Annotated in this window: 22 protein-coding genes; 10 read left to right on the top strand and 12 right to left on the bottom strand. The window is 66.3% G+C overall.

The features are described 5' to 3' along the window. Window positions 1-3 precede the first annotated feature (3 nt). The 7 genes from OG921_RS19790 to OG921_RS19760 form a co-directional block, all read right to left on the bottom strand. A complete protein-coding gene (locus OG921_RS19790; protein ID WP_266114220.1) occupies window positions 4-1,710 on the bottom strand; it encodes a thiamine pyrophosphate-binding protein in 1,707 nt (568 codons plus the stop codon). Further along, on the bottom strand, window positions 1,700-2,629 hold the full coding sequence (locus OG921_RS19785; protein ID WP_266114219.1) for an SDR family NAD(P)-dependent oxidoreductase: 930 nt from the start codon (window positions 2,627-2,629) through the stop codon (window positions 1,700-1,702). The genes OG921_RS19790 and OG921_RS19785 overlap by 11 nt, the downstream gene beginning before the upstream one ends. 39 nt (window positions 2,630-2,668) lie before the next feature. Next, the gene (locus tag OG921_RS19780; RefSeq protein ID WP_266114218.1) at window positions 2,669-4,498 is read right to left on the bottom strand and encodes an NAD(P)/FAD-dependent oxidoreductase; all 1,830 of its coding nucleotides are present in this window, start codon (window positions 4,496-4,498) and stop codon (window positions 2,669-2,671) included. Between the two features lie 39 nt (window positions 4,499-4,537). Further along, window positions 4,538-5,914 carry an aromatic ring-hydroxylating dioxygenase subunit alpha gene (locus OG921_RS19775; protein ID WP_266114217.1) on the bottom strand — a complete coding sequence of 459 codons (1,377 nt, stop codon included), beginning with the start codon at window positions 5,912-5,914 and terminating at the stop codon, window positions 4,538-4,540. 28 nt (window positions 5,915-5,942) lie between these two features. Further along, the gene (locus OG921_RS19770; RefSeq protein WP_266114281.1) at window positions 5,943-6,788 is read right to left on the bottom strand and encodes an SDR family NAD(P)-dependent oxidoreductase; all 846 of its coding nucleotides are present in this window, start codon (window positions 6,786-6,788) and stop codon (window positions 5,943-5,945) included. Between the two features lie 8 nt (window positions 6,789-6,796). Continuing rightward, the gene (locus OG921_RS19765) at window positions 6,797-8,389 is read right to left on the bottom strand and encodes an SMP-30/gluconolactonase/LRE family protein (RefSeq protein ID WP_266114216.1); all 1,593 of its coding nucleotides are present in this window, start codon (window positions 8,387-8,389) and stop codon (window positions 6,797-6,799) included. Between the two features lie 352 nt (window positions 8,390-8,741). Continuing rightward, the gene (locus tag OG921_RS19760; RefSeq protein ID WP_266114215.1) at window positions 8,742-9,548 is read right to left on the bottom strand and encodes a FadR/GntR family transcriptional regulator; all 807 of its coding nucleotides are present in this window, start codon (window positions 9,546-9,548) and stop codon (window positions 8,742-8,744) included. 95 nt (window positions 9,549-9,643) lie between these two features. Here OG921_RS19760 and OG921_RS19755 point away from each other — a divergent pair, with 95 nt between their 5' ends. The 5 genes from OG921_RS19755 to OG921_RS19735 are packed head-to-tail and all read left to right on the top strand — an operon-like array spanning window position 9,644 to window position 14,856. Then, entirely contained in the window at window positions 9,644-10,801 is a 1,158-nt protein-coding gene (locus OG921_RS19755) for an acyl-CoA dehydrogenase family protein (RefSeq protein ID WP_266114214.1), read from the top strand. 44 nt (window positions 10,802-10,845) lie between these two features. Further along, window positions 10,846-11,817, top strand: a complete 972-nt coding sequence (locus OG921_RS19750) for an acyl-CoA dehydrogenase family protein (protein WP_266114280.1) — start codon at window positions 10,846-10,848, stop codon at window positions 11,815-11,817. Further along, window positions 11,814-12,593 (top strand): enoyl-CoA hydratase/isomerase family protein, encoded by a 780-nt coding sequence (locus tag OG921_RS19745; protein ID WP_266114213.1) that lies wholly within the window; start codon window positions 11,814-11,816, stop codon window positions 12,591-12,593. Before OG921_RS19750 ends, OG921_RS19745 begins: the two co-directional genes overlap by 4 nt. Next, on the top strand, window positions 12,590-13,783 hold the full coding sequence (locus OG921_RS19740) for an acyl-CoA dehydrogenase family protein (protein ID WP_266114212.1): 1,194 nt from the start codon (window positions 12,590-12,592) through the stop codon (window positions 13,781-13,783). Before OG921_RS19745 ends, OG921_RS19740 begins: the two co-directional genes overlap by 4 nt. Continuing rightward, window positions 13,780-14,856 carry an acyl-CoA dehydrogenase family protein gene (locus tag OG921_RS19735; RefSeq protein WP_266114211.1) on the top strand — a complete coding sequence of 359 codons (1,077 nt, stop codon included), beginning with the start codon at window positions 13,780-13,782 and terminating at the stop codon, window positions 14,854-14,856. The genes OG921_RS19740 and OG921_RS19735 overlap by 4 nt, the downstream gene beginning before the upstream one ends. 56 nt (window positions 14,857-14,912) lie before the next feature. Here OG921_RS19735 and OG921_RS19730 read toward each other — a convergent pair whose 3' ends face one another. The 5 genes from OG921_RS19730 to OG921_RS19710 all read right to left on the bottom strand — a co-directional run bounded on the left by OG921_RS19730 (window position 14,913) and on the right by OG921_RS19710 (window position 21,349). Further along, entirely contained in the window at window positions 14,913-16,628 is a 1,716-nt protein-coding gene (locus tag OG921_RS19730) for a class I adenylate-forming enzyme family protein (protein WP_266114210.1), read from the bottom strand. Between the two features lie 23 nt (window positions 16,629-16,651). Continuing rightward, window positions 16,652-17,848 carry a MaoC family dehydratase N-terminal domain-containing protein gene (locus tag OG921_RS19725; RefSeq protein WP_266114209.1) on the bottom strand — a complete coding sequence of 399 codons (1,197 nt, stop codon included), beginning with the start codon at window positions 17,846-17,848 and terminating at the stop codon, window positions 16,652-16,654. A gap of 9 nt (window positions 17,849-17,857) precedes the next feature. After that, window positions 17,858-18,841, bottom strand: coding sequence for an MDR family oxidoreductase (locus tag OG921_RS19720; RefSeq protein WP_266114208.1), 984 nt, complete (start codon window positions 18,839-18,841; stop codon window positions 17,858-17,860). 244 nt (window positions 18,842-19,085) lie between these two features. Continuing rightward, the gene (locus tag OG921_RS19715) at window positions 19,086-19,862 is read right to left on the bottom strand and encodes an SDR family NAD(P)-dependent oxidoreductase (protein ID WP_266114207.1); all 777 of its coding nucleotides are present in this window, start codon (window positions 19,860-19,862) and stop codon (window positions 19,086-19,088) included. Next, on the bottom strand, window positions 19,859-21,349 hold the full coding sequence (locus tag OG921_RS19710) for a class I adenylate-forming enzyme family protein (protein ID WP_266114206.1): 1,491 nt from the start codon (window positions 21,347-21,349) through the stop codon (window positions 19,859-19,861). The genes OG921_RS19715 and OG921_RS19710 overlap by 4 nt, the downstream gene beginning before the upstream one ends. A gap of 90 nt (window positions 21,350-21,439) precedes the next feature. Between OG921_RS19710 and OG921_RS19705 the strand changes: the two genes are divergently transcribed. From OG921_RS19705 to OG921_RS19685, 5 genes are all read left to right on the top strand, one after another. Then, window positions 21,440-22,615 carry a CaiB/BaiF CoA-transferase family protein gene (locus OG921_RS19705; RefSeq protein ID WP_266114205.1) on the top strand — a complete coding sequence of 392 codons (1,176 nt, stop codon included), beginning with the start codon at window positions 21,440-21,442 and terminating at the stop codon, window positions 22,613-22,615. Continuing rightward, window positions 22,612-23,883: an acetyl-CoA hydrolase/transferase family protein gene (locus OG921_RS19700; RefSeq protein ID WP_266114204.1), complete on the top strand. Its 1,272-nt coding sequence runs from the start codon at window positions 22,612-22,614 to the stop codon at window positions 23,881-23,883. Before OG921_RS19705 ends, OG921_RS19700 begins: the two co-directional genes overlap by 4 nt. Beyond that, a complete protein-coding gene (locus OG921_RS19695) occupies window positions 23,883-24,650 on the top strand; it encodes an enoyl-CoA hydratase/isomerase family protein (protein WP_266114203.1) in 768 nt (255 codons plus the stop codon). The genes OG921_RS19700 and OG921_RS19695 overlap by 1 nt, the downstream gene beginning before the upstream one ends. A 63-nt stretch (window positions 24,651-24,713) precedes the next feature. Next, a complete protein-coding gene (locus OG921_RS19690) occupies window positions 24,714-25,601 on the top strand; it encodes an alpha/beta hydrolase (RefSeq protein ID WP_266114202.1) in 888 nt (295 codons plus the stop codon). Between the two features lie 138 nt (window positions 25,602-25,739). Further along, a complete protein-coding gene (locus tag OG921_RS19685; protein ID WP_266114201.1) occupies window positions 25,740-26,582 on the top strand; it encodes an SDR family oxidoreductase in 843 nt (280 codons plus the stop codon). Window positions 26,583-26,592 lie beyond the last annotated feature (10 nt).

The following is a 26,592-nucleotide window of genomic DNA, read 5'->3' as shown; positions in this document are numbered from 1 at the left end:
TCCTCACTGCTGTCCTTCCGCGTACCAGGTGCGGAACTCGTCGTAACTGGGCATTTCCTCGGAGTTCGCCTTCGGATCGATCGCCACATGGATGACGCCCGGGGTACCGCTGGCGTAGGCCCGCTTGATGGCGGGTGCGATGTCCTCCTCGCGTTCGACGTACTCGCCGTAGCAGCCGAAGCCTTCGGCCACCTTGTCGAAGCGGGTGTTCGTGCTCCAGTGCGTGCCCGTCTCGCGGGAATCGTGACCGAAGGTGCGCTTGTAAACACCGACCTCGAGGCCCCAGGCGTAGTCGACCGCAACCACGCAGACCAGCGGGAGGTTGAGTCGGGCGGCAGTCTCGAGCTCGGCGATCTGGAACTGGAACGACGAGTCGCCGGTGACGAGCATGACCGGGCGCTTGCCACCGTCGGCGACCGACGCGCCCACCGCGTAGGGGAGTCCGGTACCGAGGTGACCGAAGTTCTGGTTCCACATGACGTCGTGCGGCTTGGCCTGCGAATAGGTCCAGCCGAAGATCGTCGTTGCGCCACCGTCGCGCACCATGATGCCGTCGGCGGGAAATACCTTGGTGGCCTCCACGATCAGCCGCGCCGGATGCACCGGGGTGCGCCCCGAGGGGGCGGTTTCGGCGAGTTCGTGCAGGCGATCGGCGTCCTTCTTGATCCACTCGGCGAGTTCCGGCGTGGCCGTGCGCGGAGTGTCGCGCAGCGCCTCGACCAGCTGCGGCACGACCGCGCGCAGGTCACCGACGAGTGGCACATCGATCGGACGGTTGACGCCGATCGCCGTCGGATCCTGTTCGACGAGAATCCATTTGCGGTTCGCCTCGTTGGCCACCCAGTGCCGCCCCCGGCCGAAGTGCACCGGTTCGCCGAGCTCGGTGCCGATCGCGAGCGCAAGGTCGGAGGCGACGACCGCCTCGAGCCCGGCGGCCGAGAAGCCGTAGGGGAACGTGCGGTCTTCGAGGCCCTTGATGTAGGAGGTACCGCCGGAGGTCTGGATCACCGGGCAGGCCATGAGATCGGCGAGCTCCTTGACCGTCTCCTGCGCCCGCGCGGTATGTACGCCGTGGCCGACGATCAGGACCGGCTGCTTGGCAGCCCGGATGAGTTCCGCCGCCTCGGTGATCTTGTCCTGACCGGCGGTCTGCCCGACGAGGCGGTAGCGATCCGGCGGAAGCACCGGTGGCACGTCGAGCTCTTCGAGGATGACGTGCGAAGGGTATTCGATGTACACCGGGCCGGGGGTGCCGGACAGCGCCTTGCGCAGGCCTTCTCGAATGATTTCGTCGGTCTGGTCGGCGTACTCGATACTGGCGCTGTACTTGACCGAGTTCTCCACCAGGCCGGCCTGCTTCACGAACTGGATCCGGCCGCGGCGGACCCGCTGCTCGGTGATCCGGGCGCGCTGGCCGCCCAGGAAAATGACCGGCGAATTCTCCACCTTGGCGCACATGATTGCGCCGGCGATATTCGCGATGCCCGGACCGAGCGTGCCGATGCACACCGCCGCCTTGCCGGTCATGCGCGACACGGCCTCGGCCATCATGCCCGCCGACTCCTCGTGGTGTGGCGCAACGACATTCCAGCCGCGTTCCTCCGCTTCGTGGAACAGGTGGACGAAGTTCGGGTCCGGAATACCGAAAATGGTGTTGATGCCCTCGGCCTCGAAGAGGTCGAGAATGCGTTCGTAAACCTTAACCGACATGATGAGTGCTGCCTTCCATGGCCATCGCAAAGCTTCTGGTGATGTGATCGACGTGTCCCGACGGGACGACCGGCAGAATCCACGAATCGTCGGTATCGCGAATGGCATCGATCCGCATCCCGACCTCCTCGATCGTCCAAGCCGGCTGGTACACCCCAGGGGTCTCGGCGATGTAGGCGCGGGCTATTCGCCCGGCGATCGCAACGAGCATTTCCCCTGTGATCGAACAGTTTTCGTGAGCCAGCCAGCCGACTGCGGGTGAAGTCAGCTCGGGCTCCATCGGCGGGTACGCGGAGGTGTCGAGCCCCTCCGCGAGCCGCGTCACTGCGGCCGGCACGATCACGTTCGACTTGACCCCGTGCTCCGCGCCCTCGAGCGCGACCACGTTGGACAGTCCGATCATGCCCGCCTTCGAGACGGCATAGTTCGCCACTCGTTTGTTGCCGTAGATGCCGCCGATCGAGGACGTCAGCACCACCCGGCCGTACCCGGCGTCGCACATGTGCGGAAATGCCGTGCGCACCAAGTTGAATGCGCCGCGAAGATGGACATCGAGTACCGCGTCGAAGTCTTCGTAGCTCATCTCGGTCAGCGAGGCGTACCGGTTGTTGCCGGCGTTGTGGATGAGGATGTCGATCCGGCCGTAGCTGTCGAGCGCGGCGTCGATGATCGCCTGCCCGCCGGCCGGAGACGCCACGGTTTCGGTGCAGGCGACGGCTTCGCCACCGGCGGTGCGGATCTCGGCCACCACGGAGTCGGCGACGCCGATGTCGCCGTTGGTGCCACTGATCGCGCTGCCGTTGTCGTTGACGACCACCTTGGCACCCTTGGCGGCGAGCAGGAGCGCGTAGGCACGTCCCAATCCCCTTCCGGCTCCGGTGATCACGGCAACGCGATCGTCGAATCGGAGGTCAGTCATGCGATCTCCTCACGTTGTGGCAACGAGACAGGTGAACCATCACTTGCGCAGCTCCATACCTTCCAGTTCACCGGTGGCGCGCCAAGCCTGCAGCAGCAATTCGAACTTGTAGAAACCGCCCCAGAATGGATCGCCGAGGAAGCCGCGACCGTTCTTTTCGCCCTCGCTGTTGTAGTAGCCGGGCGTGCACTCGCTCGTGAAGAGGCTGTTGTCGAACGCGTTGGCCCGGATGGTCTGCACCCAGTTCTCTTCGGCCTCCGCGGTCGGCTCGACGTGCGTAATGCCACGATCCAGGGCCGTACTGACGATGTAGGCGATGTGGTCGGCCTGCTGCTCGTACATCCGCGTCACCGACGCGGTCACCCCGCCCTGCACGAAACCGGTCGCGAAGTGGTTGGGGAATCCGTGCGTCATCATGCCGTGCAGCGTGCGAAAACCGTTGCCCCATTTGTCGTACAGCGACTCACCATCCCGGCCGGCGAACGGACGAATGGCGAACTGCCGGTCGAGCGAGGTGGTGATCTCGAAGCCACTGGCGAAGACGATGCAATCGACCTCGTACTCGACACCGTTGGCGATGATGCCGTTCTCGGTGATGCGTTCGACGCCTTTGGTCTCCGCTACGTCGACGAGCGTGACGTTGGGGCGGTTGAAGGTTGGCAGGAACTCCTCGCTGAAGACGGGTCGCTTGCACATGTTCCGGTAGTACGGCTTCAGCTTCTCCGCGGTCTCCGGGTCCTCGACGATTTCGTCGACCCGGCGGCGGAGCCGCTCCATCGAGCGATAGTCCTCGATCTCCTTGAGCCGCGCGAACTCGACCGGATCGGCGATCGCGGCCCAGCCGTTCGTCTCGTTCAGTTTGGCGGCCAGGTTGCGTGCGACCTCGGTCCAACCATCGCAGATGAGGTCCGGCTCGCCCGGCTTGTAGAACGCGAAACCAGCGTTGTTGAAGTTCCGCTGCCGGGCTTCGCGCCAACCCGGTTCGAGCGACTTCACCCATTCCGGATCGGTCGGTGGGTTGTTGCGCTCGTAGATGTAGGAGGGTGTGCGCTGGAAGACGGTCAGGTGCTTCGCGCCGGCGGCCAGGTGCGGAATTATCTGAACGCCGGTCGACCCGGTGCCGATGACAGCAATTCGCTTATCGGCGATCTTGTCCAGCCCGCCGTGCAGGGTGCCGCCGGTGTACTCGTAGTCCCAGCGGGCGGAGTGGAACATGTGTCCCTTGAAATCCTTGATCCCTGGGATACCCGGCAGCTTCGGCCGGTTGTACGGGCCCTGGCACATGACGACGAAGCGTGCGCGGATCTCATCGCCCCGGTTCGTCCTGATCTGCCAGCGGCTGATCGACTCATCCCACTCCAGCGAGCGGATCAGGGTGTGGAAGAGCGCCTTCTCGTACAGGCCGAAGTGCTTGCCGATGCGCTGCGCGTGCTCGAAGCACTCGTCGCCGCTGGAGTACTTCTCCTTCGGCATGAAACCGGTCTCTTCGATCAGCGGTAGGTAGGAGTAGGAATCCGAGTCGATCCGGATGCCCGGGTAGCGGTTCCAGTACCAAACACCGCCGAAATCGCCGCCGAGTTCGATGATCCGGAAATCTTCGACCCCGGCCTGGCGCAGACGCTGCGCGGCTATCAGGCCGGCAAACCCGCCGCCGAGCACCACGACGTCGATTTCGTCGATGATCGCGTCGCGCGGCTCCACCGGCAGGTGCGGATCACCTTCGTAAAACTCTTCGAAGCCGCCCTCGGCCTGCAGGTACTGGTTTTGGCCATCGGTCCGCAGCCGTTTGTCGCGCTCTGCGAGGTACTTCGCGTGCAAGGCCGGAATATCGACTTCCGGAGTTTCCGTTGCTGCGCAGTTCTGCTGCATTTAGCTTCCTATATTCGTGCGGGTGGTAGGGACGAGCGCTCAGCTCAGGTCGCGCGGTGCACCGGTGCCCATGTACTGGGACAGGTTGTGGTGCAGGTTCACCACGCTGCGCTCGCGGTAGGGATTCGGCTTGGGTCCGGTGAATCCGCGGGCCTTCATGCCCTTCTGGACGGCGGCCATGTTCGAAAAGTCCTGCGGCAGCACGGTGCGCCAGCCCGGATCGTCGACCGGGGTGTACACCCACTCGGTCTTGGGTTCCTCGCCCTCGGGGAACAGTTCGTACACAGCGGCCTCGAAGTAGCACTTGTCGGGATCGTCGCCGTAGGGCCGGAAGCTGTAGCACAGCATGTTGTTCAGCGCGTGCCCGATCTGGAAGTTCGGGAAGATCTGCCATGCGGTGCCGCTCTTGGCGACGATTTCCGGCGGCACGGTCGGCCAGATCACGCCGCGCGCGGCGTCGTCACGGCGAGCAGAGGCGAGCCAGTGCTGCATCACCTCGCCGGGCGGCGTGCCTTCGGGCAGTTCCTCCACCAACCGCTGTGCGGCATCTACGAGCGTGCGCGTGGTGTTGGTGTTGGCGTTCTCCCAGGTGAAGTTCTGCAGCTGAATCGTCGACTTGCGGGCGTCGGGCCCGGAGCCGATGCGCAGCTTGGCCTGGTTCTCCTCCATACCCTTCGGTGCGTCGTAACCGATGTTGCTGTGCTTGCCCTGGGCCCGGGCCCAGCCGAGGAATGCGCCGAAGTTCATGAACTCCGGGTGCGTGTAGGGGACGTGATAGGTCTCCATGAACGCCTCGAAGGCGACCTTCCAGTTGCAGTCGAAGACCAACCAGCGCCGCCACCGGTAGCGCATCTTCTCGAGCTGGAACGGGTCGAGCAGGCTTGCGGCCGGCTCCAGATAGTCCCGCAGCGGTTCACATTCGGGGTCCATGTTGATGAAGATCCAGCCGCCCCAGGTATCCACCTTGACATCTGTGAGACCGGAGTTCTTCGCATCGAGTCCGCAGGGCCAGTCGTCGCGCTCGGGGATGAAGGTGTTCTCGCCCTCCAGGTTGTAGCGCCAGCCGTGGAATCCGCAGACGAACTGGCGGCCGTGACCACGCGCGTCGCGGGCACCGTCCGGGGTGTCGACGAGCCGTCGTCCGCGATGCGCGCAGACGTTGTAATACGCCCGGAGGGTGTCCGGCGAGGTGCGCACCACGATGATCGAGTCGTCCATGATCTCGTAGGTGAGGTAATCGCCCACGCGGGGGAGTTCCTCGATGCGTCCGACCTGCTGCCACACCTTGGCCCACAGCCGATCACCCTCGGCGCGAGCGTATTCCCGTGACGTGTACGCCTCGACCGGCAGGATCTGGGGCGTCGTGAACGGCTGCTCGGCGGTCGCGTCGTGAACTTCCTCAACCGTGTCGCTCATAGGTTTCTCCTTTGCGGAATGGGCTGCGTTACTGCGTGATTGCCGCGCGGAACGACTCATCCTTGAGGAACAGGGACGTGTTGTCGGCACCGAGATGGGTCCACTTGAGGTTCAGACCGCCATCGACGAGCAGTGTCTGCCCGGTGATGTAGGTAGACAGGTCCGAGAGCAGGAACAGGATTGCCCCCGCCTGCTCCTCGGGGCGACCGCGTCGGCCCATGGCGATCGCGGTCCGGTCCCGCTCTGCGTCGTCCTCGACATAGGCGAGCGATGCGGGTGTTGCGGTCACGCCGGGTGCCACCGCATTGACCCGGATCTCATCCAACGCCAGTTCGACGGCCATGGTGCGGGTCGCCGCCACCAACGCGGCTTTGGCTGTGCCGTAACCGATATGGAATGGGGCGGTGTTCATGCCGCTGATCGATGAGATCGAGACGATCGAGCCGGGTCGCCCCTCCGCCTTCAGTTCGGCCGCGACAGCCTGACTCATGAAGAACATCGTTTCGAGGTTCTGGGCGAACAGGGCGCGCCAGTCCTCCCGCTTGACCCGGGTGGCCGGCATCCAGGTCGATGGGTCGGCGCCGCCGGCGACATTGACCAGACCGTGCAGCTGCCCTTCGGTGCCGCGAACCGCATCGAGCACGGTGGCGATACCGTCATCGGTGGACGCGTCGGCGGCGACGGGAACGACCGAAAGCCCCTGGGCGGCCAACGGTTCGATATGGGTCGCCAGGTTCTCCTTCGAGCGGCTGACTGCGATCACGGTCGCACCGGCCTCGGCGACCAGCTTCGTCACCGAGGTGCCGATGCCGCCGCCGCCGGCGCCGGAAACAATGACAATCCGACCAGTGAGGCCGAAGAAGTCGCGCGACATGGGTGAGGTCACCGCTGCTTCCGGACCGCCAGAACACTGCCCTCGGCGTCACCGGAGATATACAGAGTCCCATCCGGTCCGACCGCGATGCCGGCGAACGGACCCTGCGGACCGGAGAACGGCGCAATGCCGACCAGCGGCTTCGGGGTCACGCCCTCGGGCGCACCGACCGGCAGGTTGTTCGCCACGACCTCGCGAGCCTTGGACTCGAGATCGACGGAAACCAGCGTCTTTGCGCCGACATCGACGATGTACAGCAGACCATCCTGGACGAGGATGCCGTGCGGGGTCTCCAAGCCGTCCACGACGGTGTCGGTGCCGGACCCGGTGACCCGGACGATGCGGCCCGCGCCCGACTCCGAGACAAGCAGCGTGCCGTCACTCGTGAAGGCGACGTCGATTGGCTGCGCCAGCTCGGCGGCAACCTCCTCGGCCTTGCCGTCGGCGACGGTGTAGACCCGCCCGCCCGCGAGATCGGTGGTGGCGATGGCGCCGTTCGAGGCAACCGCGACGCCGTAGAGCTGGCCGAGCCCGTCGACGAGCAACTCGCTTTCCGCGGTGGCCGGACGGTAGCGCGACACCTGGCCTTCGGAGCTGGTGACGATGAACTCGCCGTCGCCCACCGCGGTGAGGCCGCGAATGTATCCGGGCCACCCGGGGCTGAAAAGCATTCCCAGAACACTGAGTTCGCCGCCCGGCGCAAGCGCAAGCAGGAACGTGCCGTCGGCGATGTACACGGTGCCATCGGCGCCGGTGGTGAGGTCGAGCGGCCAGGTCAGACCATCGGGCAGCGTGGCACGCGTCTCGCCGTTGCCCAGGATCTCGGTGATCTGTCCGGTGAAGCTCGACACGAACAGCCGGTCGCCGAGGAAGGTGAGGTTGTCCAGCCCGGGAGTGAGCTGAGCGAGCAGCGTGCTTTCGCCGTTGCGCGGATCGATCCGCAGCACCTGGCCGGAACCGACCTGGGTGGAGACGATGAAGCCCTGCGAGTCGAACTTGACCGCGTCGGGTCCGCCGAGTCCGTCCGCGACCCGCTCGGGCTCGCCGCCGTTGGGATCGATGCGCCAGATCTCGTTGGTGCCCAACAGGGGGTAATAGAGCTTGCCGTCGGGGCCGACCTCCATACCGTTGGGCATGGGCAGTTGATCGAGCAGGACCTTGGGCGCACCGCCGCTTCGGTCGACCTCCATCAGGCGCCCGCCGATGCGGCACTCGTTCACGAAGAGGCGGTCCTGGTGGATCGTGATGCCATTGGCGCCGGGCAGATCGTCGCGCAGCAGGCGCGTCGTGCCGTTGGCCTCGCGCACGCTCACTCGTCCGTCGTAGTACTCGGTGATGTACATGTCGCCGCGGGAGTCGAAGGCCACGTCGTCGGGCGCGATGACGTCGCTGCCCTTGGCGCTGATCGTCTCGACCTCGCCGGTTTCGACGTCGAGCGCGCTGATCGTGCTGCCGGCAACTTGCGCGATGTAGATACGGCCGTCGGGGCCGGTGCGCAGACCGTTTGCGCCGAACAGACGGCTCGGCTGGGTCAGGCGTTGCAGCGCCCACCCTTCGGCGAGCTGGATCGAAGAGCTGGCATAGCGCGCACCCTGCGTCAAGGTGGGCCTCCTGGGGTCGTGAGGACTCGGAAGGTCGGTGAGGGGCCGTGGCCATTCAGCCGTGTGATGCAGACCACCTCGCGACGAGGAGTCTACGTACGCGGGGGTTGAGAATGCAAGGTTTGTTATCTTTACAAGGATAGACATAGCATAGGCCATTCAACGGGTGGTCGGTTCGACCTGTGCCGTGCATGACGTGTGTGACGCGGTGCGATGAGTCCTGCGACGCCGGCGATTGCCGCGCCGAGTTCAACAGCGCGCAGATCTACAATTCCCGTTCCGCCGCAGATCATTTCGCGACGCGAGCAGACGCTCGCTTGGATAGCGAAAGGTTGGCCGCGGTGGGTCCCGATCAAACGCGGGCGCGCTGGGTGGACTGGATCGCGAGGTGAGCCATGTCCGAGGACGCGTTGACCACGCCGTTGTCGTAGCGCTCGAGCACCAATGCCTGAGTCGCGGCGAGGTGCGCGCGATAGAGCCGCTCCGCCTCTTCCGCCCGGCCCGCGGCAATCTCCTCGACGATGCGTTCGTGCGTATGAACGGCTTCGGCGCGCTCCGACTGATACGGGTACTCGCCCCGCCTGGTGAGCACCTCCGCCCACGCCTCTTCCTGCGCCGACCACAGCGTGACCAGCGTGGAGACCACATAGCGGATGGTGACGTTGGGCGTGAATTTGACGATGAGGTCGTGGAATTCGCGTGCGGCGTGGGTGAATGTCACGCCCTCTTCGACCTTTTCCACGGAGCCCTTGATGCTGGCTTCGAGTGCCGGCACGACTACCTCGTTGCGATCCTCTCGGCGTGCGCACTCGGCAGCGCAGATCGGTTCGAGTGTCCGCAACCCGGTCGCGAGATCGCCGAGTGTCACCCGCGCTCCTTGCAACGCAAGGCCGAGGTGGTAGGCAGCCGAGGACGCGTCGGGACGGTGCACCTCCGCGCCGCCGACGTTGCCGCGCCGCACCGTCACGAGTCCTTCGGTCTCCAGGATGCGCAGGGCCTCGCGGATCGACGGATAGCTGACGCCGAAGTCCTGCACCAGTTGATCCTGGGTGGGTAGGCGGTAGTCGTCGTCACCGGCGAGGATCCGGACACGCAACTCCGCGGCAACAGTTTCCGCGATCCGCCGTTGCGGAATCCGGCCACGGCGGGGCGTCGTCACATGCGCAACCATACATGGGTCCCGGCTATCCCATACATAGATATAGACAATGCAAGGATTGCTATCCTTATGAGGATTGAATTACCGTGCAGGTTATGGACTTCACCATGGGGGACGCGGTCACCGCGCTGCGCGCGGAGTTGCGCGGCCTCGTAGCCGAGCACGTCCCGGCGGACTTTCTCGGCGCATTCACCGATGATCCGGCGGATTTGGCAACCGCCCAGCAGTTTTGCCGTGTGCTTGCGGAACGAGAACTGCTCTGCCTGGCGTGGCCCGAGGAATTCGGTGGGCGCGGCGGCTCGGTATGGGAGCAGACCGCGGTGCGCGAGGAAATGTGGGCGCAGCACGAACCACGCGGCGCCCAGTACATGGGCGTCAACTGGGTCGGTCCGACGATCATGCGGCACGGGACCGTCGAGCAGCAGCGCACCCACCTCCCGCTGATCGCGCGCGGCGAAGTCATCTGGTGCCAGGGCTTCAGCGAACCCAACGCCGGTTCCGATCTCGCCTCGCTGCGCACCACTGCCAAACCCGATGGGGACGGCTGGCGAGTCACGGGCCAGAAGATCTGGACCTCGTACGCGACGATGGCGCAGTGGTGCTTTCTGCTCGCCCGTACCTCGACCGGCGAACGCAAACAGCAGGGGCTGACGATCTTCCTCGTGCCGATGTCGCGACCCGGTATCGAGGTGCGTCCGATCCGCGCCATGCTCGGCCCGCACCACCTCAACGAGGTCTTCATCGACGACCTGAGGGTGACCGAGGCCGATGTGCTCGGGCCCGTGGACGAGGGCTGGAAGGTCGTGCAGGAGGTGCTGTCCTTCGAACGGGTCGGCATCGCCCGCTACGCGCGCTGCGAGCGGTTGTTGCAGTCGGCACCCGAGGTGCTTGCCGACCGGTGGGACGAGATGCCCGCAGACTTGCGCGGCCGCTGGGCGCGGATGCTCGTGCACTGCCGGCGGGCACGGCTGATGGCCTATCGCGTGGTTGCGATGCAGAGCGAGGACCGGGTGCGGCCGGGGGACGCCGCGGCGTATCGGATCGCGGTGACAAAGCTCGATCAGGACAGTGCCGATCTGCTCGTCGAAATTGCCGCCTACGCGACGGATTCCGAACTGGATGGCGGCCTGGCCGCCCGGTTCCGGAGCAAGGTCGACGACCATTGGAAGTATTCGCGCGCATCCACTGTCGCATCGGGAAGCATTGAGATGCAACGGATTCTGCTCGCCCGAGCCCTACTGGCAACATCATGACAACGAGCACGCAGCGGGACATCGAGCCCGTAGCGGAGGACGGTATGCAGATCGAACTCAGTGCGGAGGCCACCGAATACGGCAGCCTTGCATTACGGGCATTCGAAGCCGCCGGCGGCGACGAGTTGATCCAGCGAGCGGAGCTGGATCCGGCCGGGCGTGCCGACCTGGTGACGGAAGTCTTCGACGGACTCGGCGCATGGGAGCTAGACCCCCGTGGAGACGCGGAGGAGTTGGAAGCGGCGGCGGCATTGTGCCGAAGCGCCGGCTACTGGGCGGTGCCGTATCCGGTTGCGGAACGACTCGCCCGGCCCGCCGACCTCGATGTCGACGGTCTGGTCGTGGTTACCGGACCGGCGCCGAAGGGCGCGATCTCTGACGTCGATCTACGTTGGGCTGCAGTGACATTGGACGGCGAACGTAGCTCCGCGGTACCGCGTCCGACCGATGCTTCCCCCCGTACGACGGCATTCGTCGCATCCCTCGACCTTCAGCCGCTCGACAAAGACGGCGCAGCAGACGTAGCGCTGGGTCTGGTGCTGCCGTGCTGGACGCTGCTCGGAATGCTCGATCGGGCGCTCGATCTAACGCGATCGCATGTGCTGTTGCGCGAGCAGTTCGGTCAGCCGCTGGCCCGGCTGCAGAGCGTGCAGTTCCAGCTCACCGACGCCGAACTCGAGCGCAGCGGTCTCGACATTCTCGCCAAGTACGCGCTGTGGAGCGTGCAGGCCGGCCGGCCCGATGCGCTCGCGGACGCGCTTTCGCTCCGGGTGGCTGCCCTCGACGCGGCGGACACGGTCTTCCGGGTGGCGCATCAGTTGCACGGCGCGAGCGGGTTCTGCGACGAGACGCAGCTGTCGTGGCTTTCGCGCTACAGCCTGCCGTTGCGGCGACTGCCGCTCGGCCCGTCCGGGACATTGGACGAGTTGACCCGCCGCATCGGGACTGCCGGGCTCACCGGACTTTTCGGCGATGCGCTGCACGAGGGCGTCTCCGACGCGGAGCGCGTCTCGTGAACTACGACCTGCCACCGGAACTGAGCGTCACCGCCGACGGCCCCATCCGCACGGTGTGCATCAACCGGCCCGACGACCTGAACGCGATCAACCGCCCGCTGCATTGGGCGCTGGCCAACGTATGGCGCCAGATCGCCGCGGACCTCGATGCCAAGGTGGTCATCCTCACCGGCGCGGGCCGCGCGTTCAGCGCGGGTGGCGACCTCGACTGGATCACGTCGTTTCTCGACGATCCCGTCGCCCGCGACGAAAGTATCCGGGAGGGCGCGCAGATCATCGAGGAGATGCTGCGGTTTCCGCTGCCGGTGATCGCGGCGGTGAACGGCGCCGCGGTCGGCCTCGGCGGCAGCATCGCCGTGCTGTGCGACGTCGTCCTGATGTCCGAAACCGCTTATCTCGCCGATCCGCACGTCGCGGTCGGTCTCGTTGCCGGCGACGGCGGCGCCGCGTTCTGGCCGCTGCTGACCCCAATCCTGCGCTCGCGCCAGTACCTCTACACCGGCGACCGCATCCCCGCGGCGAAGGCCGTCGAGTTGGGGCTCGCATCGGAGACAAGCACCCCGGAGGAGCTGCTCGACGACGCCCATCGCCTCGCTGCACGGCTGGCCGCGCAACCCGTCGAAGCGCTGCGCGGTACGAAACGGGTGGTCAACATGTACCTGTCGCAGGCACTCGGCGGCCCGATGCAGGCCGGGTTCGCCGCCGAGGTCGTCTCCATGCAGAGCGATGAGCACCGAGAGCGGCTGCTCGCGCTGCGGGCCAAGGCGCGCCGATGACGACGAGCGAACACCTCGACGAGTTACGCACCTCGGTGCGGGAATGGTGTCGCGAACACATCCCCGTGGACTGGCGGCAGACGCAAACCGGTGTCGGAGAGGACGAGTTCGTCCGGTTCCAGAAGGAGTGGTTCCAGGAACTGCGGTCCGCCGGCTTTGCCGTACCGCACTGGCCGAGGGAATGGGGCGGCGGCATGTCGGTCGCCGAGCAGGTCGTGCTCTATCAGGAACTCGCCAAGCATGACGCGCCCCGCCTCGTGCTGGCCTTCGTCTCGATCCATCATGCCGCCTCGACGCTGCTCGCGGCCGGCACGGAAGCCCAACGTAACCAACACCTTCCGGCCATCCTCGACGGCGAGATCTGGTGTCAGGGGTTTTCCGAACCCGGTGCCGGATCGGATATGGCCTCGCTCGCCACCTCGGCACGCAAGGTGGGCGACAGCTATATCGTGAATGGCCAGAAGCTCTGGGCGAGCGGCGCCATGCACGCCGACTGGTGCCTGTTGCTGGCTCGCACCGATCCGGATGCGCCGAAGCGGCGGGGCATCTCGTATTTCCTGCTCGACATGCGCACGCCCGGCATCGAGGTCCGTCCGATCCGGCAGGCCACCGGCGAGTCGCACTTCTGCGAAATCTTCCTCGACGACGTCGAGATTCCGGCCGACCGGCTCGTCGGACCGGAGAACCAGGGCTGGCAGGTCGCGCAGCAGACGCTCGGTGCCGAACGCGGTATGACGATGCTCGAACTCGCCGAGCGTCTGCATCATGGCGGCTTCCGCTGGCTGGTGCAGATGTGCGGCCGTCCCGGATCGGACGGCGAACGCGCACTGGATGATCCGTTGGTCCTCGATCGGCTCGCGACACTGGAGACCGAGCTGACCGGCCTGCGCGCACTGTGCACCGATCTCGTGTCCAACGATCACCCCGCTCCCGCGGACGCCTCGATCGTGAAGCTGTACTACAGCGAACTGCTGCAGCGGATGACGGACTTCGCCACCGAGGTCGCCGGACTTGCCGGGCACACTCAGCTGCGCAAACCACTCTCGAGTGGGTGGGAGTCCGGTGCCTGGATGCTCGACTTCATCGGCTCGTGGGAATGGACGATTCCGGGCGGTACGAGCGAAATTCAGCGGACGATCATCGGCGAGCGCGGTCTCGGCCTGCCACGCGAACCGGAGGCTGCGCGATGACACACGCATCCAGCGAACTCGCCGAACTGCACGACGAACTGCGATCGGTCGCAAGGGACCTGCTCGCGAAGGCCGGCGAGGAGGCGTCGATCGACTGGGGCCTGATCACGCAGTCGGGCTGGCTCGGCCTGGAGGTCGGCGGCGAGTTCGACGGCGCGGATGCGACTTTCGCGGAAGTGGCCGTGATCCTCGATGAGGTGGGGCGAGCCGCTGCTCGCGGGCCGTACTCCTCGGTTGCGCTCGCGGTCGGAGCGCTGAACGCCCTCGCGCCAAGCCCGGCCCGTGACGAGTTGCTGTGTGCCACGGTCGGCGGCACTGCCGTCCCCGTCGTCGGGCTGCCGGGGGAGAGCCCGGAGCCGAGTCCGTTCCGGCTCGAGCTCACCTCGCATGGCGCCGTGCTCTCCGGACGAGCCGAGTTCGTGGCCGATGGGATCGAAGCGGACCGATTGCTCTTGCCCGCCATCGGATCCGATGGCCCGGTATTGGTCGCAGTGGCTCCGAGCGCTGCCGGCATCACCGTCGGTGAACGGCCGGTCGTCGACGCGACCCGACGCTTCGCCGACATCACCGCCGAGGGTGTCGAAGTGGATCAGGAGTCGGTGTGGCACTTCGCCGGCGACGGGCCGGAAGAGCTGCGCCGTTTGCAGCAGCGCGCGGCGATTGCCGTGGCCTGCGACAGCCTCGGCATCGCGGCGGCCATGCTCGATGCGACCGTGGCCTACGCCGGAGTCCGCGAGCAGTTCGGTCGCAAGATCGGCTCGTTCCAGGCGGTGAAACACGCCTGCGCGGACATGCTCGTCGCGGTGTCGGTGGCGCGGCGGCTGGTTGCGGCGGCCGTGGTTGGGCAGACCGAGAATTCGGCGGATGCCGCGCTCGCCGCGCACATGGCCAAGTCATACGCGTGCGCCGCGGCGGTCGACATCACCGGTAAGGCGATGCAACTGCACGGCGGCATCGGATACACCTGGGAGAGTGGCGTGCACGTCTATCTCAAGCGGGCCGCGCTCAACCGCTCGCTGTACGGCTCACTCGCAGCGCACCGCCGCTCGATCGCGGAGCGCTACCGGGCATAGACAACAGCGGCGTGGCCGGCGACCAGGGGTCGCCGGCCACACCGCTATTACTCGTATTACTCGGAGAGGCGCTTGGCGGCGAGTTCCCGTAGGTCGCTGGACTTGACCTTGGCACTGCCGGTCTGTGCCATTTCAGAGTCGTCGAAGAACAGCACCTCGCGCGGCACTTTGTAACTGGCCAGGCGCTCTTTCAGGAACGCACGGATTTCGGATGCGTCAACCGGGATTCCGTCCTGCGGAACAATGCACGCCACGACCAGTTCGCCGAGGGTCTCGTGCGGAACGCCGACAGTGCGGCCGAGCTTCACCGCCGGATGCGTTTCGAGTGCCTCGTCAACCTCGACCGGGGATACGTTCGCGCCGCCGGTCTTGATGATGTCGGTCAGGCGGCCTTCCCATACCAGCCGTCCGACGTCGTCGATGTATCCGCCGTCGCCGGTGTGCAGGAAACCCTCGTCGTCGAGCGTCTCGTCGAGTGAGGTGCCCAGATAGCCGAGCATGAGGGTCGGGCCTTTGACGCAGATCTCGCCGCGTTCACCGAGCGGGACGACCTCGCCGCTCAGCGGATCGACAACCCGAATCGTGTTGCCGGGCAGCGGCACACCGCTGCTGTTGCCATGCACATCGACAGGGGTATTGGCCGGGAAACACGAAGTAATCGTGAAGGTTTCGGTGTTGCCGTAGGCCTGCAGCGGCTCGGTGTAGGTGGTGGACACCGTCGGGTGCTGGGCGATCGGCGAATTGAGGTCGACGTACTTCATCGCGCTCAGGTCGACATCGAGCCAGTTGGGTGCGCCCTGCAGCTGTGCCCACTGGTGCGGCCAGGCGACGAGGAAATTGACGCGCTCCGCCTGCATGAGCTCGAGCGCTGCCGAGGCGTCGAAACCGGACTGCAGCACGATCGCCCCGCCGGCGGCGAGTGTGGTGCCGACGGCCATACCGAAGTTGCCCGACCAGAAGAACCCATTCGCCGTCCAGCAGCGCACGTGATCCTCCGGGCCGAGGGCGAAGATGCGCGCGAAGCGCCACGTCTGGATGGACACACCCCGGTGCGCGCTGAGAATTCCCTTCGGTTTACTCGTCGAACCCGAGGAGAAGAACAGCACGGCGGCATCGCTGGGCCGGGTGCGTGCGGCGGTCTCCTCGACCAACTCGCGGGACTCGCTCGAGCCTCGGGCGAGGAAGTCTGCCCAGCCCTCGATTGCGCCGCCCGGTGTGTCGTCGACCGCAACGACGTGGCGCAGGAATGGATACTTCGCGGAGGCGATCGCACCGGGCGCCGCGGTCTCGAGCTGCGGTTCGAGCGCTGTCAGTACTTCGGCGAAGTCCCGCTTGAGGATTCGGCGTTCGAACAGCAGCACCGAGACTGCGGACACGTCGATCAGGTATTCGAGCTCGTCCTTGGTCGAGAAGGTGCTGAGCGTGACCGCGACACCGCCGGCAAGGGCGGTACCGAAGAACCCGGACAGCCACTCCAGGCGGTTGGTCATCAGGACACCGACGCGGCCGTCCTTGCCGATACCCGCGGCACGCAGTGCACGCGCCACTTCGATGGAACGCTCCCACAGGTCGGCGTAGGTCCAACGAACATCTCCGGCAACGAGCGCCTCGCGATCACCGAACCGAGTGGTGACCTCGCGCAGGAACCCGGGCAGCGTGAGCGTGCCCAGGCCCGGCTCGTCCGCCAGCGGTGGACCGCTGATGATCGAAAGATGCTGTTGATCACCGAGATTCGGCGAAGAAATCGCCGCCTCGGTACCCGTCGTCGTCATTGCAACCGCCCTCGTTGACGTGCCTATCGCGGAAGTTCGACCTCGGCGGTGCACGTCACCAGTGTGCCGCCGTCCTGATTGGTGAGGCGCAGCTTGATCTGCACCAGCGGTACGCCCCACTCCGACTGCTCCTGCTTGCCAACGATTTCGGCGTCGAAGTACGTGACGTCGCCTTCGAACGCAGGCCCGCGGAAGTCGGCCTTGCTGTGGCGCACCATTCCGTCGTGGCCGGCCCAGTACGCCAGGTAGTCGGTGCACCAGCCGCCCATCGTGGCGCCGTAGCCGTAGGCGCGTGACATGCCGACCTCGCCGGCCTTGTCGCCGTCGATATGCCCACGCGACGGGCCGACATACAGGCCGTCGCGCAGCCGCGGATCGATCCTCGCGCCTTCTTCGTCGAACGCGAAACCCTCGGTCCAGCCTGGATCCTGGTTGACCCACGGATCCTCGATGCCCTCGGGCGCGGTCCAGTGGAAGGTTCCCCAGATGTTGAACAGGAAGGCGCGGTATTCGGTCGTGAAGGTAGCGACGCTGTGCGGGCCGACGACCCTGCGCGGCAGCGTGTCACCGACCTTGACCTCATCGAAATGCGGCGATACACCCAGCCGGTTCGACATCAGCCACTCGTAGCGCAGCTTTTCGACCTCGAGGAGTTCTTCCTGGGTCCACCGCTTGATCTCGCCGAGTGATTCGTCGTACATGCCCCGCTTGTTGGCCTCTTCGGCGATATAGCGGATGGAGGTGGCGTGTTCGCGGGCCACCAGCGCGCCGTGCTGGTTCTTGTGAATGGTCTCGCCGCGCTGGAACATGGTCGGCCCGGCGAACTTCGTTTCGGTGACCTTGTAGTCCAGGAAGCGTCGATCCTGAAACAGCTTGTCGCCCGGGCGAACCGGGACGCCGTAGAACCACCACTCCTCGCCGCCGAAGATCAGGTGGCTGCCCGGGATCTTGCCCACACACGCGGGTGCGGCACCGTGGCCGTAGTCGAGCGCCACCGGGATCGACTGCGGCGCCACGAGGCCGCCGAACTTCGATTCGCGGGCGAACTCGGTGTCCCAGTGCAGCGGGTTCGGGTAGTCGAGCGCCATCACCCAGCGGCGGATATCGGAGGGACTGCACGGCTCCCACTGCTGGCCACCGCCGATCGGCTGGCCGACCCGGTGATCGACATCGGAGAGGTCGAGTTCCAACTTCTTGGCGGCCGTTTTCCTCGTTGCCACGGTGACTCCTTATCGGTTGACGTCGATGACGATGCGGCCGCGGACCTTGCCGTCCATCAGCTCGCCCGCAGCGTCGATGACACCGTCCAGACCGACCTCGCGGGCGATGTCGTCGAGCAGCGCCGGATCGAGATCACGGGACAGCCGCTCCCAGGCTGCGAGCCGGCGCGGGATCGGAGCCATCACGCTGTCGATGCCGAGCAGCGACACTCCGCGCAAGATCAGCGGTGCCACGGTTGCGGGGAAGTCCATGCCCTGTGCGAGCCCGCACGCCGCAACCGCACCGCCGTAGCGCGTTTGGGCGGCGGCGTTGGCCAACGTGTAACTGCCGACCGAGTCGACGACGGCCGCCCAGCGCTCTTTCTGCAGGGGCTTGCCCTTCTCGGAGAGCTCGGCGCGATCGATCACGGCCACCGCACCGAGCTTCTGCAGGTACTCGACCTCGGTGGACTTGCCGGTCGCCGCGGTGACGCTGAACCCTGCCTTCGTCAGGAGTGCGATCGCGACACTGCCGACTCCGCCGGTGGCTCCGGTGACCAGGACCTCGCCCTGATCGGGAGTCACGCCGAAGTTCACCAGTGCATCGACGCAGAGGGCCGCGGTGTAGCCGGCTGTTCCGATGGCCATCGCCTGGCGCGAGGTGAACGCGGCGGGGAGCGGCACCAGCCAGTCCCCGTTCAGGCGCGCGCGCTGTCCGAAACCACCCGAGTGCGATTCGCCGACGCCCCAGCCATTGAGGACGACACGGTCGCCGACCGACCAGTTCGCGTGGGTGCTCTCGGTGACGACACCGGCGAGATCGATACCGGGGACGAGCGGGTACTTCCGCACGATCGGTGACTTACCGGTGATGGCCAGCGCGTCCTTGTAGTTCAGCGTGGAGTACTCGACCTCGACGGTGACATTGCCGTCTGGGAGTGCCGCTTCGTCGATGCTGGTCCGCGCGACATTCTGCCCGGCCTCGTCCTTGTCGATGAGAATTGCCGAAAACACCTGGGGGAGTTCCTTTCTAGAACCGTCACGCGGAAGTGGTGGGGGAGTTGCCATGGCTGTTCCCCGACCTGTGGTCGAGAGGGCGGTGCCTGCGAATGCGCTAGGCGTTCTCTCGCGGCCGGAACCGATACGTCCCGACACGCCACGCTCGCGCTGGAGATCGATTGATCTCACCAGCGAGAATGCCATTTCCGTTCATTGCTTATAAGGTTTACATGGATAGAAAGTAGTGTCAACAGCCCGGTCAACGTGCGGTCCAGCCGCCGTCGACGACGATTGTTTGCCCCGTGACGTAGCTGCCGGCATCGCCGGCTAGCCACATCACGGCGCCGACGATGTCGTCCGCCGTGCCCTCTTTCGGCAGCGGTGTATTGCGCCGCAGATACTCGGCTGCCTTCTCGCTGTCGTAGAGCTGTCCAGTGATCTCGCTGCGGAAGAAGCCCGGCGCGACGGTGTTCACCCGGATCGAATGTCGGGCCCACTGCACGGCGAGCTCCGCAGTGAGGCCGGAAAGGCCCGCTTTGCTAGCGGCATAGGACGCCTGCGGAATGCCGGGGATGCCGACCCGGCCGCTGATCGAGGAAATGTTGACGATCGACCCGCCACCGTTTTCGCACATATGCGGGAACACGCCCTGCGCGAGCAGGAAGGGGGCGAGCAGATTGAGGTCGGTCGTTTTGCGCAGCGCCTCGAGCGGCTCCGACTCGGCGCGTTCATAGCTGAACATGCTGCCCGCGGCGTTGACCAGGATCTGTGGCGGACCGAGGTTCGCCACCACCTCCGGCACCACCGTACCGACGGCGCCGAGGTCGGACAGATCGCACGAAATCGCAAAGCCGTCGATCTCTCCCGCGAGATCGGTGAGCCTGTCGTACCTCCGTGCGACAACCGCCACGCGGGCGCCGAGCGAGGCGAGCGCGCGCGCCACCGCGGCCCCGAGGCCCGACGACGCGCCGGTGACGATCGCGACACGGCCGTCGAGGCCGAACGACGGTGGTCCGGAGGGAGAATTCGCGGTCATTCGGGCCGGCCTCCGGCGTGGTCGAGGAGCCCGGCGAGCTCCGTGCGTTGTATCTTGCCCATCGCGTTGAGCGGCAGCGCGTCCACCCTTGCCCACACCTCGGGCACCTTGTACGCGGCAAGCTCGCGCCGGCACAGTTCGGTGAGAGCATCGAAGTCGAGTGTCGGTGACGCCGACTCGACGACCGCGGCAACCCGTTGCCCGAGTCGCTCGTCCGGCACCGGGCACACCGCGACCTTCGCGACGTCGGGATGGGTTGCGATAACCCGCTCCACCTCGAGCGGATACACGTTCGCCCCGCCGCGAATGATGACCAATTTCTTGCGGTCCAACACGGTCAGCCAACCATCTTCGGTGACGGTGCCGACGTCACCGGTCGGGAACGGCCCCGGATCCGGCGCACGCACACCACCATCGGACCAGTAGCCGAGCAACGGCGCCCAGTGGCCTGCCCACGGCCCGGCCGTCGCGCCGGAAATTCGCAATTCGCCGAGTTCGCCCGCCGGCAGACGGTTCCCGTCATCGTCGTAGGCCGCGACGTCGAATTGCGGCAGCACGCGACCACTCGCGCCGGGGCGCCATTCCTCGCCGGCCGGGTCGATGGCCACCACGGTCGGTGCCTCGGTGAGGCCGTAGGTAGCGCGCGGCACGACCCCGTGCGCCGCGGCGAAGGCACGGCGCACGGGGTCCGGGGTATCGCTGCCGCCGCTCCACACCTCGCGCAGCGAGCTCAGGTCGAGATGCGGGCGGTTGGCCAGGTCGAACAGCTGCGCCGGGGCGCCGTTCCACACCGTCACGCGGTGTTCGGCGATCCACTCGGCCACCCCGTCCACGTCGCGCCGGTTCATCACCACGGCGCACCCGCCCGCCTGCGCCGTAAGCAGGGTGGAGAGCACCATCAAATTGAGGATCGTGAACGGGAAGCTGTCGCCTTTGCGCAGCTCGGGACCCCAGCCGCGGGTCGCGACCAGGGCCGCGCCGGGCAGCAGCAGGTTGCGCTGGCTGTGCACGACCGCCTTGGGCGCGCCGGAGGTGCCGCTGGTGAACGCGATTCCGGCAGGTGCATCGAGGTCGACCTCGACCTGCGGCGCGGACGGCGCATCCGCCAGCAGTGCCGCCCAGCGGTCGGGAGTCACGCAGTTCGGTGTGTCGAGCAGGCAGCGTGGGCCGGCGAGCACGACCGTAGGGTCGATGATGTCGCTCAGTCCCTGCTGCTCGGCGGCGGTGAGCGCCTCGCCGATACCCGCCCAGATCGCCCCGATTCGGGCCGCGCCATGAAACGCCGCGACGATATCGAGGTCGTTGGGCAGGCACGCGGCGACGCGGTCGCCCGGGCGCACGCCGAGCGACCATAGTGCGCCCGCTGCCCGATTGGCCTGGTCGTCGAGTTCGGAATAGGTCCATGCGCCGGACGCAGCCTCGATCGCGGTCGCGTCGGGACGCTCCGCGAGGGCAGTGTCGAGCACGCCCGCTATGTCGCCGTTCACGACGTCTACCAAACCCTATTATCACTATCCTTGCAAGGATTCATCCTATAGTGTCGATTCGGCTGTCTCACAGGAAAGTAGGCTCACGCAATGGAACACACCGGCCCACTGACCGGCGTGCGTGTCATCGATTTGACGGCAATGGTGATGGGGCCCTACTGCACCCAGATCATGGCCGACATGGGTGCCGACGTGATCAAGATCGAGCCCCCGGCCGGCGACAACACCCGCTATATCTCGGTCGGTCCGGAACCCGGCATGGCCGGCGTCTTCGTGAACGTCAACCGTGGCAAGCGCAGCGTTGTGCTCGATCTGCGCACCGACGAGGACAAGATCACGTTGCGGCGCCTCATCGAAGACGCCGATGTGTTCATTCATTCGATGCGGGCCAAGGCGATCGCCAAGCTCGGCTTCGGCTACGACGATGTCGCCGCGATCAACCCCTCGATCGTCTACACCAATTGCTACGGCTACGGCCACCGCGGACGCGACGCCGATAAACCGGCCTACGACGACACCATTCAGGCCGAGTGCGGTCTGCCCTATGCGCAGGAGCAGTTGACCGGGGAGCCGTCCTATGTCGGCACGATCATTGCCGACAAGGTTGCGGGCATGACCGCCCTGTACGCGACCACGATGGCGCTGTTCCATCGTGAACGCACCGGCGAGGGCCAGGAGGTCGAGGTGGCCATGTTCGAGACCATGGCCGCCTTCATGCTCGTGGAGCACGCCAACGGTGCGATGTTCAGCCCACCGTTGGGCGCTGCCGCATATCCGCGCGCGCTCACCCCCAACCGAAAGCCGTACCGCACCAAGGACGGCTATATCTCCGCACTGGTCTACAACGACAAGCAGTGGAGTGCGTTCATCGGTGCCGTGCAACCTCCCTGGGCCGGAGAACATTTCGCGACGCTCGAACAACGCGCTCGGCAAATCGACACGGTGTACATGCTGCTCGGCGAGACTTTCCTGGAGCGGACCACGAAGGAATGGCTGGATCTGCTCGAATCCCTGCACGTCCCCGCCGCGCCCGTGCGGACCCTCGACGAACTGTTCGACAACCCGCATCTCAACGACGTCGGCCTCTTCCAGACAGTTGACTCGGCGTACGGCCCCGTGCGCTTTCCCGGGCCGCCGACGTGGTTTTCGCGGACACCCGGGCGAATCGACGGGTCGGCACCGCGACTGGGCGAACACAACGACGAGGTCGCCGCGCAGCTCCGCGCAGCCGAGTCCGCTCGCTCCGACGCGGCGACGCGCGCATGAGGATTGTCGACGGCCCGGACGCGTTCGACCTGGCCGAGTTCGTGCGGCCGGGCGATCGGATCGTGTGGGGTCAAGCATGTGGTGAGCCAACGACTTTGGTCGAGGCGCTGATCGAACAGGGCGAACGGATCGGCGGCCTTTCGGCGTTCACCGCGACGAGCTTCTCCGGGATCCTCACTCCGGAGTCCGTGCGTGGCTTCAGGATGTCGAGCATGGGCGCGATCGGCACACTCAAGTCGCTCACCAAGGAGCACAAACTCGACGTCATCCCGATCCATGTCAGTCAGGTCGGCCCGATGATCACAGCTGGGATCATCGGCTGCGACGTCGCATTCGTCTCGGTGAGTCCCGCCGACGCGGACGGCAACCACAGCCTCGGACTGGTCAGTGACTACATGCAGGCGGCCATCGCCAAGGCCCGCGTCGTCATAGCCGAAGTCAACGAGCAGGTGCCCTACACCCACGGTGAACTCCTGCCCGCGGATCGAATCGATTGTGCAGTAACGGTTTCACGCGCACCGGTGGAGGTCGCGCCGGCGCGGATGAGCGAGATCGACGAAGCCATCGCCACCTATGCCGCCGGTTTCGTGGAGGACGGCTCGGTGCTGCAGGTCGGCGTCGGCGCGGTGCCGGACGCCATGCTGCGCCGCCTGTACGACCGACGCGATCTCGGGGTGCATTCGGGAATGGTGGGCGACACGCTCGTCGAACTCGTCGAGGCCGGCGTCGTCACCAATGCCCGCAAACCCATCGATACCGGGGTATCGATCACGGGGGCATTGATCGGCACGAAGCGTCTCTACGAGTTCGTCGACCGCAACCCCGCCCTACGGATGTGCACCACGGCCTACACGCACGACGCCGGAGTACTGGCGCAGCTGGACCGGCTCGTGACGATCAACTCGGCGATCGAGGTGGACCTCGGCGGGCAGGTGAATGCCGAACAGACCGGCTCGGCTTACCTCGGCGGCACCGGCGGCCAGGTCGATTTCGTCCGCGGCGGTGCGCGCTCGCGTGGCGGTCACGCCATCATCGCGCTGCCGTCGACCGCGAAAAACGGTGCCATCAGCCGGATTACGGCTCGGCTGTCCGGTCCGGTAACGACAGCGCGAGCCGATGTGGACGTGATCGTCACCGAGTTCGGCGCCGCCGAGCTCAAGGGCCGGACTCTGGCGGAGCGAGCCCGGCGCCTTATCGCCATCGCTCACCCAGATTTTCGTTCAGAGCTCGAGCGGGAGGCGAACGAGATCGCGCGAAGGGGTTTTTGATGAGTAATGCCGTTCTGTTCGACGCCAGGGCCGACGGTATCGCGGTCATCACGCTGAACCGGCCGGAGTCGCGCAACTGTCTGGACTCCGACGTGCGAGCGGGACTGTCCGCCGCATGGGACCGCTTCGAACACGACCCGGCCCTACGCGTGGCAATCCTCACCGGGACGGGGGAGAAGGCGTTCTGCGCGGGCGGCGACCTCAAGGAGATGGTCGAGACCGGCATGCGCGTGCCGCCGCGCGATATGTTTGCGCTGCCCTACGACACGATCGAGCTGTCCAAGCCCACGATCGCGGCCGTCAATGGCGCGGCGTTCGCCGGCGGGTGGATGATCGCTCAGGCCTGTGACCTCTGTGTGGCCAGTAGCTCCGCGACGTTCGCGGTCACCGAGGTCAAGGTGGGCCGCAGTTCGCCGTGGGCCTCGCCGCTGATTCACATGATCCCGCAGCGCATCATGATGGAGATTCTCCTGACCGGGAAACCGATCTCGGCACAGCGCGCCTACGAGATCGGCCTGGTCAATCGCGTTGTGGCGCCGCCGGACTTACTCGATGCCGCGATCGAGCTGGCCGGCGACATTCTCGCCGGTGCGCCGCTGTCGGTGAAAGCAGCCCGCGACACGGTCATGCTCGCGACCGAGATGGGTCGCTCGGCGGCGCTGCAGGCTGCCCGGCATGCGTCCGAGCATTGCTACAACAGCGAAGACGCGCAGGAAGGCCCGCGCGCGTTCGCGCACAAGCAAACACCGCAGTGGAGAGGATGCTAGGCGAGCAACGTCGAGTGAGCAATGGGTATTTCACATTGCTCGAATAATGTGCATACTGCGGCTATGACGACCGAAGTGTTCCATCCCGATCTTCGTCGTACCGCCCGGTTCCTGCCGCGCGCGGCGGTCGGTCCGCGCAGTCTTCCGCTGGTGCGCGCACTCACCAAGGTGCTGCCCGACCGGCACACCGGTGTCGAGGTCCACCGGCTCGAGACCGGCGGGTCGGCGCGGATCTTCCGTCCGGAAGGACAGGACACGCTTGGCCCCGGCCTGCTGTGGATCCACGGCGGCGGATACGTCATCGGCCGCGCCCAGTTCGACGACCGGCTGTGCCGACGATTCAGTCGCGAACTCGGCGCGACGGTGATCTCGGTGGACTACCGGCTCGCACCCGAGCACCCTTACCCCGCGGCGCTCGACGATTGCTACGCGGCGCTGACCATGCTCGCGGACATGCCCGGTGTCGATGCCGCTCGGCTCGCGATCGGCGGGGCGAGCGCCGGCGGCGGGCTCGCCGCAGCACTGGCCCAACGGGCGCATGACCTCGGTGCGGTCGAGCCGATCTTTCAGTTGCTCGTCTATCCAATGCTCGACGATCGCCCGCATGTCGGACGGCAGGACAACTACCGGCTGTGGAACCGCGACAGCAATCGGTTCGGGTGGGAGGCCTATCGCGGCGGGGCGGATCCGAACGTCGCCGTACCCGCGCGCCGCGACGACCTGTCCGGACTGCCGCCGGCCTGGATCGGTGTCGGCGCGTTGGACCTGTTCCACGACGAGGACGTCGAGTACGCCACGCGGCTCGAGCGGGCGGGCGTGTCGTGTGTGGTCGACGTCGTTCCCGGAGCGTTCCACGGTTTCGATCTCGTCGCACCGCGTGCGCCGATCTCGCGACGGTTCTTCGATATCCAGTGCGACAGACTGCGAGCCGCGCTCGCAGCGACGAACTGAGGCGCCGGCAGTGCATCGGAAGCTGCCCTATCGAACTACTTGCCGTATGTATTACCGTTGACCAGACGCGAGCATCGTGGGGCGCGTCGAGCGAGGAGGCAGGATGGGCAGGCACAACATCCGAGAGGCCGCCGGCGCGTGAAATCCTTCCACGGTAAACAGGCAATCGTGACCGGTGCGGGCTCCGGGATCGGAGCGGCGCTGGCCCGCGCCCTCGTTGCGGCAGGCGCGGATGTCGTATGCGCCGATATCGACGGTGCCGCCGCCGAGCGGACTGCCGCCGAGTCGAAAGGCCCGGGTACGGCGCGAGCCGCGCGCGTCGATGTCACGGATGCGGCGGCCGTGCAGGCGGCCGTCGACGACGTGGTCGCACGGGCGGGGCGGATCGATCTGATCTTCAACAACGCCGGCATCACCTGGGGCGGCGATACGGAACTACTGACGCTCGAACAGTGGAACTCCATCATCGACGTGAATATCCGTGGCGTCGTGCACGGCGTCGCCGCGGCGTACCCGGTGATGGTGCGCCAGGGCAGCGGTCACATCATCAACACCGCGTCGATGGCTGGACTGGCCGCCGCCGGTCGGATCACCAGCTACGTGATGACCAAGCACGCCATCGTCGGACTGTCGCTGGCACTGCGCACCGAAGCCGCCGGGCATGGCGTCGGCGTGCTCGCCATCTGCCCCACGGCGGTAGAGACGCCGATCCTGGACAAGGGCTGGATGGGTGACTTCGACGGCCGCGAGTTCTATCGAGTGGGACAGGGCAGTACGAAGTTCTACGACGCGGATCGCTTGGCCGCCCAGACACTGGCCGCGATCGAGCGCAACCGTGCGCTGCTGGTTGCCCCGCGGCGGGCGTACTTGACCTGGCTGTTTGCCCGCCTCGCACCGGGATTGCTGCAGCGGCTGGCCATCGGCTTCGTCGCCAAACAGCGCGCCGCGCATCCGCCGACCACGGAAGGTACCCGAGTATGACGAGTTCTCC

The sequence above is a fragment of the Aldersonia sp. NBC_00410 genome, assembly GCF_026342035.1.
Taxonomy (GTDB): Bacteria; Actinomycetota; Actinomycetes; order Mycobacteriales; family Mycobacteriaceae; genus Aldersonia.
Note: the sequence above shows the minus strand (reverse complement) of the source record. Positions and strands in the feature narration are given on the sequence as shown.